Genomic DNA, 13,297 nt, shown 5'->3' on the forward strand with positions numbered 1-13,297 from the left:
CCCAGGAGCATACGAAAATAGAGAAAAATAAAAAAACAAACAATGACGGAGGTATATGAAAATGGCAGATATTTTTGAAAACCTTAAACAGGCTGTGCTTGAAGGTGATGAAGACCTGGTGAACGAGTATGTCCAGCAGGTAATTGATGAAAAGGTTGATCCGGTCAAAGCGATTGAAAACGGCCTTATCAAGGGGATTGAAGAGCTGGGGGCCAAGTGGAAAGCAGGTGAGGCCTTTTTGCCTGACGTCATGATGGCCGCCGATGCCCTGAAACTCGGTCTTGATCTGCTGGAGCCGGTTATTGCCGAATCCGGAGCCACCGGTGGCGATGCTAAGGGGAAGATTATTCTCGGTCAGGTTGCCGGTGATATTCACGATATCGGCAAAAATATCGTCGGCGCCATGATGACGGCTGCCGGCTACAAGGTGTATGATATTGGTATCGACCAGCCGGCCGAGAACTTCCTGGCCAAAGCGGAAGAGGTTGGCGCCAGCGTGATTGCCGCCGGGGCCTTGTTAACCACCACAATGGCGGCGCAAAAGAATATTATCGAATATCTTAAAGGCCAAAACGTGCGGGATAAATATAAGGTGATGATTGGCGGCGGTCCCACCAGTCAGGCCTTTGCCGATGAGATCGGCGCCGATGCCTGGGCTGAGACGGCTGACGAAGCCGTAACGCTGTGCGATAAACTGATTGCCGGCTAAACTGAATATACAAACCGGCCTGCCTGTTGCAACTGCAACAGGCAGGCCGGTTTTTTTCCTCGCGCCATAGTTATATAGCGGCCTAACCGGCAATACTAATGGTATTGCGTATAACCTTTGCCAGGATAGGGGAGGCATATGATATTCCATGCCTATAGAACTGACGGTGCCGGCGGTTTTTAACAGCATAGGTGCTCACAGCTATGCCGTACTGCTGGGAGCCATGCTGGCGGCCGGTATTGGCGTACCCTTGCCGGGCGAACTGACACTGGGGTTTACCGGCTATTTAGTATACACCGGTCAGGTGGAGCTGGTGCGGGCGATTGCCGCCACTACGGCCGGTGATTTGCTGGGGGCTGTGCTCTGTTACGGTGTCGGTTATTTTGCCCGTACCCGGATTGTGGCCCGATACTTATATTTTCTCCTGCCGGCCGAGGACAAGCTGGCTAGGCTTACCTACTGGCTTAATCGCTACGGCATTGCCGCCTTAATGATCGGCCGGCTGCTGCCTGTTATCCGGGGGGTGATCCCCCTGACTGCCGGCTTTGCCCGGATGAAGACCAGGCCGTATATGACCGGCAGCCTGATCAGCTCCGCCGTCTGGTGCAGTGCTATTATTTCTTTAGGCCTGGGCCTGGGCCATAACTGGCAGCAACTGTCCGGTTTGGCGACAAACGCCGGCTTGGCCGCTGCCGGCCTGATTATTATTATTATCTTTGCCGGCGGTTATGTGCTGCGCCGGTTATAAATAGTATGTTACTATAAAGATAATATAATAGCAGGTAGTAGGGCGGCGGCACTGCTACCGCGGGGGTGAATATGCCGACTGTGAGTATGGTTAAGGCTAAAGCCGGTATACAGATATTCGATGCCGAGGCTCATCGCGGCGGCCGTGATGCCAGGCCGGAAAATACGCTGTTTGCCTTTGCTTATGCCCTGGAACTGGGGGTAACCACCCTGGAAATGGATATGCAAATGACTAAAGACGGCCGCATTGTTATCAGTCACGATCCCTTTATGAACCCTAGTCTGGCTAAAGGTCCGGACGGCCGGTATGTCAAAGCCGGGAAACATGATATCAGAACAATGACCCTGGCCGAGATCAGGCAGTTTGATCTTGGCGAAATGAATCCGGCCGCCGGTGATTATTATGAAGATCACGGCAAAACCCAGCTAGCCTGTCCGGGCGCGAAAATGCCTACCCTGGAAGAGGTATTTGCCTTGGCCAGGGACTATGGCGATGATAAAGTCCTGTTTAACCTTGAGACGAAGACATACCCTGATCCAACTTTGCCGGCGGCTAAGAATAGCCCTGACCCGGCTGTATTTGTAAATAAGGCTTATAAAATTATAAAAAAATACAGGCTGGAGGAGCGGGTTATGCTCCAGTCTTTTGACTGGCGGACGCTGCAGGTGATGAAAAAACTGGATCCGGCCATTACCCTGATTGCCCTTGCCTGTGACCAGACTGCCCGGGGGTGTGGCCGCCTGCGCGGTCGGCCGGGTGCGTCCGGCGCCTCGCCCTGGCTGGCCGGTCTGGATATTGACACCTTCAAAGGCAATTATGTACCAGCGGCCAAAGCGGCTGGGGCCGATGCCGTATCGCCGTACTGGGAAGAATTGTCGCATAAATTGGTTTGTGAAGCCCATGCGCTGGGCATGAAGGTTGTGCCCTGGACTGTAAATCAGCGCGACAAGATGAGTATGCTGATTGATATGGGGGTAGACGGGCTTATCACTGATAAACCATGGCTGCTGCGGGAACTGCTGCTCCATAGGGGAATGGCCGTAGCCGCGCCAACGGTCAATGCCGGCAGCCCTTATCATACCGGTACCGGTTTAGCGGCCGGCGCTGCCAAATAGCATGACGGCAACCGCTTTCTACTCAGACAACCGCGAAGGGGCAGTTTTTTTGCGCAAGAAATTCAAATAACCCGGCACTTATTTATGGTTACGATGACAGGTATTTACCGATAATTTAGGGAAAGAAAGCTTGAATGCGGGTGCAAGGAGGAAATGCCGGTGAAGGCTTATGAAAAGATTCATAAACTGAATGAACTGATTGAAACAAAAACAGTGGCTGCTTTGCCAGGCCCTTATCAGGTGGGCGTTGACCTGGGAACGGCTGATGTTGTGCTGGTGGTCACCGACAGGGCCGGCAATCCGGTCGCAGGCAATATGCGCTGGGCTTCCGTGGTCAAGGATGGCCTTGTTGTTGATTTCCGCGGCGCAATGGTCATTGTTGAAGAGTTAAAGGCCGAGGTGGAAGCCTTAATGGGGGTTGAGCTGACTAAAGGGGCCACGGCTATTCCGCCCGGTACGGTGGGGCGGAATGCCATGGCCTGCGGCCATGTGATTGCCGGTGCCGGCTTAGAGCCGGTCTGTCAGGTTGATGAGCCGGTGGCAGCCGCAAAGGCCCTGGGGATTGATCATGGCATTGTTGTCGATATTGGCGGCGGGACTACCGGCATTGCCGTTTTAAGGAAGGGCGAGCTGGTGTTTACGGCCGATGAACCGACCGGGGGCACTCATATATCCCTGGTTTTAGCCGGGGCGTATAAAATCACCTTTGAGGAGGCCGAACTGCTGAAGCGGGATGCAGACCAGCACCGCCGGATTATGCCGGTTGTATTGCCGGTGGTTGAGAAAATGGCGACAGTGGTAAAAAATATGCTGGCCGGCCAGGCCGAGTTTGACGATTATCCGGTGTATGTGGTTGGCGGCACCGCATACCTGCAGGGCTTTGAGGCCGAATTCGGCAAGGCTTTCGGTCGGGAGGTGCATGTGCCGCCCCATCCTCTGCTGGTTACACCACTCGGTATTGCAATGTTTGGTTAAAAAAATATATGCCCTGCAGATAATTTTGATCTGCAGGGCATATATTTATCTATATCTACAAAATAGAACGGTATATTGCCTCTATATCCTCCCGGGTGCCCTGGCGGGGATTTGTCAGGCAGCAGACGTCCTGCAAGGCATTTTCCGCCAGCTGGGGAATATCTTCCGCCTGAAAGCCCCGCAGCTCCCGGAGTTGTGCCGGCAGGCCCAAATCCCGGTTGAGTTGTTTGACAAGGGCAATAAACGCCTTGGCGCTTGCTTCGGCGGAGCAACTGCCGGATTCCAACCCGGCGGCGCGGGCCAGATCGGCATACCTGGTTACGGCTGCCGGCAGGTTGAATTCCATAACTGCCGGCAACAGGATGGCATTGCAGAGCCCGTGGGGCAGATTATAAAAGCCGCCAAGCTGGTGGGCCAGCGCATGCACATAGCCGAGGCTGGCGTTATTGAAGGCAATGCCGGCCAGGTATTCGGCATACACCATGGCTTCCCGGGAGGGTAAATCAGTGCCGTCGCGATAGGCCGTCCGTAAGCTGCCGACAATCAGTTCCACCGCTTTTACGGCTTTGCAGTCTGTTACCGGGCTGGCATTTGTTGACACATACGCTTCAATGGCATGGGTTAAGGCGTCCATGCCGGTTGCCGCCGTCAGCCCCGGCGGCATCCCGATCATTAAGGCCGCATCACTGACGGCGATAATCGGCGTAACATGCCAGTCATTAATCGTCATTTTTATGTGGCGATCTTCATCGGTAATGACGCAAAAGCGGGTAAGCTCACTGCCGGTGCCGGCGGTTGTGTTGATGGCAATCAGCGGCATCGCCGGCTTTTTGGATTTGTTCAATCCCTCGTACTGGCCGATTTCGCCGCCGTTGGCAGCCAGCAGGGCAATGGCCTTGGCACAGTCATGGGGGGAACCGCCGCCAAAAGAAATCAGGAAATCGCAGCCGTTATCCCGCAGCAGTTTTAAACCGTAATTTACCTGGGCGACGGTGGGATTAGGAGCAACATCCTTATACACTATATAAAATACTCCCGCAGAGTCGAGCAAGTTAAGAAGTTTGTCAATCAGCCCGGTGTCAACCAATACTTTGTCGCTGACAATCAGGGCTTTTCTAAACAGCATCGGTTTAATATACCCGGCAATTCGTTCCATACAGTCGGTGCCGAGGATGCTAATCGGTGTCATAAAATATTCATTGACTTTTTTCATTTACTCAGCCTCCTTGTACATAAGTTCTTAAAACAATAGCATTGTTTGGTAGTTTGTGCAAGACTCGTGCCGGCAAATAGCCGGATGTTAGCAAAAAAATGATACAATCCGGCTACTGGCAACTATTTTTGCTGTTACAGACAAAAATAGCTTATATTTGTTCGCCAGCGGCGGCGTCATTTATTGCCGCCTGGCGCCATAGTACTTTTTTGATCAAATGCTTTAACATCTTGCGAACACCGTTTGCGGCAACAGGATAATGGTTGTATCTGTAGAATGTGCTAAACAAACAACTAAATATACTCCACCATACAGGTGCCCCTCTGTTTAGAGGGGAGAATAGGGAAGCTCGGAAGGATTGCTGACAATCCTTAAACGACGCGGTCGCGCCACTGTAATCGGGGAGGAATGCCCAGTCCAAGCCACCGCTCGCGGGAAGGCAAGGGTGTTCCGGTGAACCGTAAGCCAGGAGACCTGCCTGTTACGGCTGTTATTTACCTCCGCGCCAGGGGTAGTACCAGAAGGACTGGATTTTATGCAAATAGAACCCTGGCCCTTTTGGGCCAGGTGTTTTTATTGTATTCTCAAGCGGGAAAATAAAAAAGCAGGGGGAGTTAGTATGGATTATCAATTAGCGGTTGACGATTTGATCGATGGTATGGCCAAACCACCCAACAGCCTGGGGCTGCTGGAAAAAATTTTTAAGAAGATGTTGTTGGCCTGGGGCACCCTGCAGCCGGAGATCAAGCCTTACCATCTGATTTTTGCCGCCGATAATGGGGTGGTGGAAGAAGGGGTGGTTAATTTCCCGGCGGAAATCACCTATCTCCAGGCGCAGAATATGGTGGACGGACGGGCTACAATCAGTTGTTTCTGTAAGGCTAATCAGGTCCCCTACACCGTCGTTGATATCGGCATCAATAACCCGCAGACGGCTGGCGTGAACCGCCGGGTTGCCTGGGGAACGCAGAACTTTATGAAAGCCGAGGCTATGACCCCGGCCGAATTTAACCAGGCCTGGCAGGTCGGCGAGGAAATGGCTGAGCAGGCCATTACCACCCACGGCGCCAACCTGGTGTCTTTCGGGGAAATGGGAATTGGCAATACCACGACCTCTTCGGCTGTCCTGCACGCGATGACCGGGATTTTGCCGGAGTTTGTCGTGGGCTATGGTGCCGGTCTCCCCAACAGTGAGCTGTTGAAGCGAAAATGTGTGGTTGTGGCCAAAGGCGTTGAACGCCATAAAGAAAGCTTTACCAGGATCGAGGATATTCTGCGCTGCGTCGGCGGCCTGGATATTGTTGCGATTTGTGCCGGAATGAGCGCCTGTGCCAGGCGCAAAACCCCGTTTGTTATTGACGGGTTTATTACGGCCGTTGCTTTTGCCTGCGCCGCCAGGATCAACAAAGAGGTTGAGCATTACGGGCTGCCTTCGCATATGTCGAAGGAGCCGGGAATGGCCTATGCCATGCTGCTGGGCAATATTCTGGCCGATGATGTGCCAATCCGGGCCGGCATGGCGCTGGGAGAGGGGACTGGCGCCATTTTAATGATTTCTCTGCTGAGGACCATGGCCTTTGCTGTGTATAATACGGCCAGATTAGCGGATTTTGCGCTGACGCCCCCTGATTCTCAACAATTGGCAGCCATATAACAGTTGTTCTTCGAGGATTATTTACCGGCTGCGGCAGGAAATGACCAGTCCTATAGCAAAACTATTCTCCATAAATAAGTAGCAATACAGGGAGAAGCTTTTGTGGAAAATGTTAGCCGCTTTGTGTTGGCAGAGATCGTTAATACCCAGATATTACAGGAGATTCAGGACAAATTTTCCGAAACTACGGGGATTGCGGCCGTTGTGGTTGATGCTGACGGCAAACCGGTGACGAAACCGAGTAAATTTACCGATTTTTGTTCCTACGTTCGTTCTTTTCCCGCCGGGCTGAGCCGGTGCATGGCCTGTGACGACAGCGGCGGCCGCAAAGCGATGGAGCAGCAGCGCCCGTTTGTTTATCATTGCCATGGCGGGCTTACTGATTTTGCCGCCCCCATTATTGTCCAGGAGCAATATGTCGGGGCTCTGCTGGCCGGGCAGGTCGTGCTGGCCGGCAGTGATTTCGATGCCAGACAGGCGATGTTTACCCGGTTGGCCGCGGCGGGGATGCAGCCCGGAATCCTGGACGGCCTGTTCGACCGGGTTGAGGTGATACCGGAGAACCGGGTTAAAGCCGCTGCCGACTTGTTGTATATTATGGCCAATTACATCGTGGAAATGGGTGTTACCAATATTGTCCAAACCCGGCTGATGGCCGAACTGAAAGCAAAGGCCGAGCTGGAGAATTTGCTCCGGGCGGCGGAGATGAAAGCCCTTCAGTCCCAGATTAATCCGCATTTTCTCTTTAATACCCTTAACACCATCGCCCGGCTTTCTTTATTGGAGGGCGCCCAGCAGACCCAGGAGGTTGTGCATGCCCTGGCCGATCTGTTGCGGACTAATTTGCGGGACGTGGCCGGGCTGCGCACCGTGGAAGAAGAAATTAAATCCATTGATGATTATTTAATCATCCAGGGCGTACGCTTTGGCGACCGGATTCAGGCTCTGATCGATATTGAACCGGCGCTGCTGAGGATGCCGGTTCCGGCCCTGAGTTTGCAGCCGCTGGTCGAGAATGCCATTATTCATGGCCTGGAGCCGAAAAAAGAGGGTGGCTGTATCCGGATTACCGGCTATATCGAAAGCAACAGGGCCGCCATTGTCATATCCGATACGGGGGTGGGGATTGCGCCTGAGCGAATCAGTGCCATCTTAAACGGCGAAAAGCGGGGCCGCAAGAGCCGAAGCACCGGACTGGGCGTACTCAATGTTCACAAACGTATCCAGCATCATTTCGGGGAGCAGTTTGGTTTAAGTATCGAAAGCAAGGTTGGCGAGGGGACGGAGGTCGTTATCCGCCTGCCTGCCTGTTCTTAACCTGTACAACATTAGAGGAGAAGTAGTTTATGTATACACTTATGATTGCCGATGATGAGCAGCTGGAACGGCAGGCATTGCGGTTTATTATTGAAAAAGACTGCCCGGACATTGACATCATCTGTGAGACCGGCGATGGCAAGAGTGCGGTAACGCTGGCCGCTGACCAAAAACCGGATATTGTTTTGATGGACATCCGCATGCCGGAGTTAAATGGCCTGGAGGCGGCCCGGATCATTAGAACAGAGCTGCCAAACACCGCTATTGTTATGCTGACAGCCTTTGATGAATTTAACTATGCCAAAGAAGCTCTCTCCCTTGGGGCGGTGGAATATTTATTAAAGCCCCTGCGCCCCAAGGATTTATTGGCGACATTGCACTCGGTCGCCGCCAAAATCAGCCAGAGAAAACGCAAAGAGCAGGAAGAGGCAGACCTTAGAAAAAACCTGGCTGAGGCTATGCCCTTTATCAAGAACTCCTTTATTTATGATGTGGTGTCGGGCAAGATTACTGATTTGGACAACTTCCGGGAGCGGGCGGCTTTTCTTGGCCTGCAAGCCGATGCCGGCGTGATCCTTGTCGCCAATATTGACCATTTCCAGCAAATTACCCGCGGCGCGTCCGAGCTGGAACGGCAGGTAGTCAAACAGCGCGTGTATCAGCAGATTTGTAAAATTGCCGGCCAGGAGGTGATGGTGATTCCCTTTGGCGGGGACGAGGTCATTATCCTGATGGGGTATGCGGACAAGCCCGGCCGGGAATTTGTTGAAACCCGGGCCCGGGAGACGGCAGTCCGCATCAGGAATGGCATTACTGCCCTGGGCATAAGTCTCACAATCGGCATCGGCCACTACTTTGACAGCCCGCTGCATATTCATAAGTCGTATCTGGCGGCGGTAAGCGCCGAGCAGCAAAAATTTTATATGGGCGATAATCAGATTATCCATATTGACGATTTGCCTCATCTCAGTGCCGTGCCCTTCCGGTACCCCTTCAATTATGAGCGCAGCCTGCTCGACCGGGTGCGCTGCGGTGAGCGGCAGCAGGCCAAGGAGGCGCTGCATCACCTCCTGCACGAGATTTTTACCGCCAAGGCCAGTATCGAGACGGTGAAAGCCTGTGTCCTGGAACTGCTGATTGTATTATCAAGAGCGGCCGTGGAAGGCGGGGCCAATCTCGAACAGCTGACCTTGCTCAACTTTAACTGCATCAATCATTTAACAGGCTGTGCCGACCGGGAAGCGGTGCGCCGCTGGATTCTGGATGCCCTGGATCAGTTTATGGACAATATGCTGGAACACCGTACAAGTATGAATGCGCGGCTGATTAACAAAGCCTGCGCCTATATAACGGAAAACTTCCATAAAAGTATATCCCTGGATGAGGTTGCCCAGACCGTCCATTTGAGCCCTTATTATTTCAGCCGCATTTTCAAGGCCGAACAGGGCTGCAATTTTGTTGATTTTCTGACCAAAGTAAGAATTGATAAGGCCAAAAAACTGTTGCAGGACCCGGAACTGACGGTCGTGCGGGTTGCCGGGGAGACCGGTTATCAGGATGCCAGTTATTTTTGCCGCGTATTCCGGCAGGAGGTCGGCGCCACTCCCAACCAGTACCGGACCCGGTTCAGAAACAACAATAAACCGGTGTAGGGATTACAGGCGGCCGGCAATAACTTTCTCTAATCCAACAATAAAATGCAATTGACCAGTGGGATGCGCCCCCCAGGGTAGTCCGGCTATGGAAAAAGACTGTGAAAAACAGTCTTTTTTTGTTTTGGCCCGCAAAAAAAACACAAGCGGCCGCAAGATATCATGATGCCGGCCGGCAGGAAAATTTTACCCGCATAGTGTCCGGCGGCAGTGCGCAAATATGTCCTGTGATCCGGCGATTTCATCTCAAGGTGATTAAGCGAAAAAAGCAAATTATTATGGCGAAAGCGATTATTCAGTCAACAAGTAGCAATGATTGCGAGGTATGGTATGAATCAGGAAAAGCCAAGAGTTGTACAGGAATATGTGCCCGGTAAACAAGTAACGCTGGCTCACCTTATAGCCAATCCCAAAAAAGAACTATGCGGAAAACTGGGGATTGTGGATAGCGGCGCCATCGGCATCTTGACCATTACCCCGTGCGAGGCGGCAATTATTGCTGCCGATGCGGCCACAAAAACAGCCGCTGTTCAGATTGGCTTTATGGACCGGTTTACCGGTTCGGTGGTTATTACCGGCAATGTCTCCGCCGTTGAGGCCGCCTTGCGGCAGGTTATTCATCTGCTGGCTGACGGACTGGGTTTTTCCGCCGCCAGGCTCACAAGGTCGTGATTGGGCCGTGATTATGTTGGTAGGTCCCGTGGGTGCCGGTAAGACCTCGCTTATCCATGCGCTGAGCCAAAACAGCCGGCAGGCGGAAAAAACGTCCACCATCAGTTTTAGCGACGGGGCAATCGACACACCGGGCGAATATGCGCAAATGCCCCGTTTTTATTCGGCCCTGGCGGTAACCGCCACCTCAGCCTCCGTTGTCCTGATGGTGCAGGCTGCCACCGATTTGCGGATAACCCTCCCGCCGGGTTTTGCGGCCATGTTTCCCCGGCCGGTAGTGGGAGTGGTCACCAAAATAGATGCCCCCGGCGCTGAGCAGGAGGAAGCCAAGCTCCGCCTGCTCCAGGCGGGCATTCAAGAGCCCTTTTTCTGTGTTTCCGCCTATACCGGGGCCGGTTTGACCGAATTAACAGAGTATCTGCTGCGAAAGGAGGTGTAGACAGTGAGTGAAGCGTTAGGTTTGATTGAAACCAAAGGCCTGGTAGGGGCCATTGAGGCGGCCGATGCCATGGTAAAGGCCGCCAATGTTGTGCTGGTAGGATATGAAAAGATTGGTTCCGGGCTGGTTACTGTTATGGTGCGGGGCGATGTTGGCGCTGTCAAGGCGGCGGCCGATGCGGGGGCGGCGGCTGCCGGCCATGTTGGTGAAGTTGTGTCCATCCATGTGATTCCCCGTCCCCATACGGATGTTGAAAAAATCCTTCCTAAGGTTAAACAGGCATAATTTTGGAGGTGTATGATATGCAAGACCAATTGATTGAAAAAGTAATGGATGAAATCAAGAAACGCATGGAAACCGCGGCGCCGGCAGCGGCTGCCGGCGAGGCGGGCAAGGCGGCCATAAACCCGGGGATAACCGAGTTTGTCGGTACGGCCATCGGCGACACCATCGGCCTGGTCATTGCCAATGTTGACCCGGTGCTGCATGAAAAAATGAAAATAGATCCCAAATACCGGTCGATTGGCATCCTGGGTGCCCGGACCGGCGCCGGTCCGCACATCATGGCGGCCGATGAAGCCGTCAAGGCTACGAATACCGAAATTGTGGCCATTGAACTGGCCCGGGATACGAAAGGCGGTGCCGGCCACGGTTCGCTGATCATTTTTGGGGCGGAAGAGGTTTCAGATGCCCGCCGGGCCATTGAAGTGGCGTTGAAAGAGCTTAACCGGACCTTTGGCGATGTATATGCCAATGATGCCGGCCATCTTGAACTGCAATACACAGCCCGGGCCAGCTATGCGATCAATAAAGCCTTTGGCGCCCCTGTCGGCAAAGCCTTCGGCTTAATCGTGGGCGCCCCGGCCGCCATTGGCGTATTAATGGCAGATACGGCAGTAAAAACAGCCAGTGTCGAGGTTGTCGGCTATGCCAGCCCGGCCGGCGGCACCAGTTATTCCAATGAGGTCATTCTTATGGTGACCGGCGATTCCGGGGCCGTGCGGCAATCGGTCATCTCCGCCAAAGAAGTGGGCAAAAAATTGCTGGAGGCTATGGCCGGTCCGGCGCCGTCGGCAACAACGCCATATATCTAAGAACAGGGGGGAATTGAAATGAAGAGATCAAAACGTTTTGAAATGTTGGCAGCCCGCCCTGTGAATCAGGATGGTTTCGTAGTTGAGTGGCCGGAAGTCGGCCTCATGGCCATGGGCAGCCCCAACGATCCCAAACCCAGCATTAAGATCGAAAACGGCAGGATTGTGGAGATGGATGGGATTCCCCGTTCCCAGTTTGATTTTATTGATCAGTTTATTGCCGATTATGCTATTGATACCTCGGTCGCCGAACAGGCCATGGCCATGTCCGATACGGAGATTGCCAAAATGCTTGTTGATATCAATGTAGCGCGGGAGGAACTGATTAAACTGGTCCGCGGCCTGACGGCGGCTAAAATTGTGGCCGTACTCAACACCATGAATGTCGTGGAAATGATGATGGCTATGCAAAAGATGCGGGCCCGGAAGGTCCCCTCCAATCAATGCCATGTGACCAATCCTCAGGACAATCCGGTATTGATTGCCGCCGATGCGGCCGAAGCCGCGATGCGCGGCTTTGATGAAATGGAAACAACCGTAGCGGTTGTCCGCTATGCGCCGTTTAATGCGCTGGCCCTGCAGATCGGCGGCCAGGTGGGACGGGGCGGTGTCCTGATTCAGTGCGCGCTGGAGGAAGCCACCGAGTTGCTGCTGGGGATGCGGGGCATTACCGCTTATGCCGAAACCATCTCGGTCTATGGTACGGAGAATGTGTTTGTCGACGGGGATGACACACCCTGGTCCAAGGCCTTCCTGGCCTCGGCTTATGCCTCCCGCGGCCTTAAAATGCGCTTTACCTCCGGTACCGGCTCGGAAGTGCAAATGGGTTATGCCGAAGGCAAGTCCATGCTGTACCTTGAGGTGCGCTGCATCATGCTGACCCGCGGCGCCGGTGTGCAGGGGCTCCAGAACGGTTCGGTAAGCTGTGTGGGTGTACCGGCCGCCGTTCCGTCCGGCATTCGCGCCATCCTCGGTGAAAACCTCACCGCCGCCATGCTTGACCTGGAGGTTGCCTCCAGTAATGACCAGACCTTTACCCATTCGGATATTCGCCGGACGGCCCGGACCCTGATGCAAATGCTGCCGGGAACCGACTTCATCTGCTCAGGCTATAGCGCCAGTCCGAATTATGATAATATGTTTGCCGGTTCCAACTGGGATGTGGACGATTACGACGACTGGAATATTATCCAGCGGGACCTGATGGTGGACGGCGGTCTGAAACCGGTAACCGAAGAAGCGGTGATTGCGGTCCGGAATAAAGCGGCCAAAGCCATCCAAGCAGTGTTTAAGGAGTTTGGCTTCCCGGCCATTACCGACGAGGAAGTGGAAGCGGCCACCTATGCCCATGGCACCAAAGAGATTATTAAGCGCAATGTAGTGGAAGATCTGAAGGGGGCGGAAGAGATGATGAAGCGCGGCCTTACCGGCGTGGATATCGTGAAGGCCCTTGCCAAAAGCGGCTTTACTGATGTTGCCGAGAATGTGCTGGGGACTCTTAAACAACGGATTTCCGGCGACTATCTCCACACGGCCGCCATCCTTGACAAACAGCTCAATGTGATCAGCGCCGTAAACTGCAAGAATGACTATCGCGGTCCCGGCACCGGCTATCGCCTCAGCAAAGAGCGCTGGGATGAGATTAAGGATATACGCCAGGCGGTCAAAGCGTCTGATTTTGATGTGTGAGTGTAGGGAGAGGTGAGTGT

Annotated in this window: 13 protein-coding genes and 1 riboswitch; of the genes, 12 read left to right on the forward strand and 1 reads right to left on the reverse strand. The window is 53.6% G+C overall.

The features are described from left to right. Positions 1-61 precede the first annotated feature (61 nt). From mtgC to eutJ, 4 genes are all read left to right on the forward strand, one after another. A complete protein-coding gene (gene mtgC / locus ACZ481_RS06475; RefSeq protein WP_464769346.1) occupies positions 62-709 on the forward strand; it encodes a glycine betaine-specific corrinoid protein MtgC in 648 nt (215 codons plus the stop codon). A gap of 148 nt (positions 710-857) precedes the next feature. Beyond that, positions 858-1,457: a DedA family protein gene (locus tag ACZ481_RS06480; RefSeq protein ID WP_464769347.1), complete on the forward strand. Its 600-nt coding sequence runs from the start codon at positions 858-860 to the stop codon at positions 1,455-1,457. Positions 1,458-1,528: 71 nt separating this feature from the next. Continuing rightward, complete coding sequence (locus tag ACZ481_RS06485) at positions 1,529-2,572, forward strand: glycerophosphodiester phosphodiesterase (RefSeq protein WP_464769348.1); 1,044 nt, start codon at positions 1,529-1,531, stop codon at positions 2,570-2,572. A gap of 153 nt (positions 2,573-2,725) precedes the next feature. Next, positions 2,726-3,547 (forward strand): ethanolamine utilization protein EutJ, encoded by an 822-nt coding sequence (eutJ, locus tag ACZ481_RS06490; protein WP_464769349.1) that lies wholly within the window; start codon positions 2,726-2,728, stop codon positions 3,545-3,547. A 55-nt stretch (positions 3,548-3,602) separates the two neighbouring features. On the opposite strand, the gene ACZ481_RS06495 is transcribed toward eutJ, so the two are convergent. After that, a complete protein-coding gene (locus tag ACZ481_RS06495) occupies positions 3,603-4,760 on the reverse strand; it encodes an iron-containing alcohol dehydrogenase (protein WP_464769350.1) in 1,158 nt (385 codons plus the stop codon). A 296-nt stretch (positions 4,761-5,056) separates the two neighbouring features. Continuing rightward, positions 5,057-5,256, forward strand: a riboswitch (cobalamin riboswitch). A 123-nt stretch (positions 5,257-5,379) separates the two neighbouring features. Here ACZ481_RS06495 and ACZ481_RS06500 point away from each other — a divergent pair. From ACZ481_RS06500 to ACZ481_RS06535, 8 genes are all read left to right on the forward strand, one after another. Continuing rightward, complete coding sequence (locus ACZ481_RS06500) at positions 5,380-6,414, forward strand: nicotinate-nucleotide--dimethylbenzimidazole phosphoribosyltransferase (RefSeq protein WP_464769351.1); 1,035 nt, start codon at positions 5,380-5,382, stop codon at positions 6,412-6,414. A gap of 102 nt (positions 6,415-6,516) precedes the next feature. Beyond that, entirely contained in the window at positions 6,517-7,731 is a 1,215-nt protein-coding gene (locus tag ACZ481_RS06505) for a sensor histidine kinase (protein ID WP_464769352.1), read from the forward strand. Positions 7,732-7,760: 29 nt separating this feature from the next. Then, positions 7,761-9,383 (forward strand): response regulator, encoded by a 1,623-nt coding sequence (locus tag ACZ481_RS06510; protein ID WP_464769353.1) that lies wholly within the window; start codon positions 7,761-7,763, stop codon positions 9,381-9,383. 312 nt (positions 9,384-9,695) lie between these two features. Next, on the forward strand, positions 9,696-10,055 hold the full coding sequence (gene eutS / locus ACZ481_RS06515; RefSeq protein ID WP_464769354.1) for an ethanolamine utilization microcompartment protein EutS: 360 nt from the start codon (positions 9,696-9,698) through the stop codon (positions 10,053-10,055). 13 nt (positions 10,056-10,068) lie between these two features. Further along, a complete protein-coding gene (locus tag ACZ481_RS06520; protein ID WP_464769355.1) occupies positions 10,069-10,494 on the forward strand; it encodes a EutP/PduV family microcompartment system protein in 426 nt (141 codons plus the stop codon). A gap of 3 nt (positions 10,495-10,497) precedes the next feature. Continuing rightward, positions 10,498-10,779, forward strand: coding sequence for a propanediol utilization microcompartment protein PduA (gene pduA, locus ACZ481_RS06525; protein ID WP_464769356.1), 282 nt, complete (start codon positions 10,498-10,500; stop codon positions 10,777-10,779). A 17-nt stretch (positions 10,780-10,796) separates the two neighbouring features. Then, the gene (pduB, locus tag ACZ481_RS06530) at positions 10,797-11,588 is read left to right on the forward strand and encodes a propanediol utilization microcompartment protein PduB (RefSeq protein WP_464769357.1); all 792 of its coding nucleotides are present in this window, start codon (positions 10,797-10,799) and stop codon (positions 11,586-11,588) included. An 18-nt stretch (positions 11,589-11,606) separates the two neighbouring features. Continuing rightward, positions 11,607-13,277 (forward strand): propanediol/glycerol family dehydratase large subunit, encoded by a 1,671-nt coding sequence (locus ACZ481_RS06535; protein ID WP_464769358.1) that lies wholly within the window; start codon positions 11,607-11,609, stop codon positions 13,275-13,277. Positions 13,278-13,297 lie beyond the last annotated feature (20 nt).

It is taken from the genome of Sporomusa intestinalis (genome assembly GCF_055383785.1).

Bases quoted from the DNA above. Each gene is read 5' to 3' on its own strand.
- pduB (WP_464769357.1), top strand. From the start codon at position 10,797: ATGCAAGACCAATTGATTGAAAAAGTAATGGATGAAATCAAGAAACGC.
- ACZ481_RS06510 (WP_464769353.1), top strand. From the start codon at position 7,761: ATGTATACACTTATGATTGCCGATGATGAGCAGCTGGAACGGCAGGCA.
- ACZ481_RS06520 (WP_464769355.1), top strand. From the start codon at position 10,069: ATGTTGGTAGGTCCCGTGGGTGCCGGTAAGACCTCGCTTATCCATGCG.
- ACZ481_RS06495 (WP_464769350.1), bottom strand. From the start codon at position 4,760: ATGAAAAAAGTCAATGAATATTTTATGACACCGATTAGCATCCTCGGC.
- ACZ481_RS06535 (WP_464769358.1), top strand. From the start codon at position 11,607: ATGAAGAGATCAAAACGTTTTGAAATGTTGGCAGCCCGCCCTGTGAAT.
- ACZ481_RS06500 (WP_464769351.1), top strand. From the start codon at position 5,380: ATGGATTATCAATTAGCGGTTGACGATTTGATCGATGGTATGGCCAAA.
- eutJ (WP_464769349.1), top strand. From the start codon at position 2,726: ATGCCGGTGAAGGCTTATGAAAAGATTCATAAACTGAATGAACTGATT.
- ACZ481_RS06480 (WP_464769347.1), top strand. From the start codon at position 858: ATGCCTATAGAACTGACGGTGCCGGCGGTTTTTAACAGCATAGGTGCT.
- mtgC (WP_464769346.1), top strand. From the start codon at position 62: ATGGCAGATATTTTTGAAAACCTTAAACAGGCTGTGCTTGAAGGTGAT.
- eutS (WP_464769354.1), top strand. From the start codon at position 9,696: ATGATTGCGAGGTATGGTATGAATCAGGAAAAGCCAAGAGTTGTACAG.
- ACZ481_RS06485 (WP_464769348.1), top strand. From the start codon at position 1,529: ATGCCGACTGTGAGTATGGTTAAGGCTAAAGCCGGTATACAGATATTC.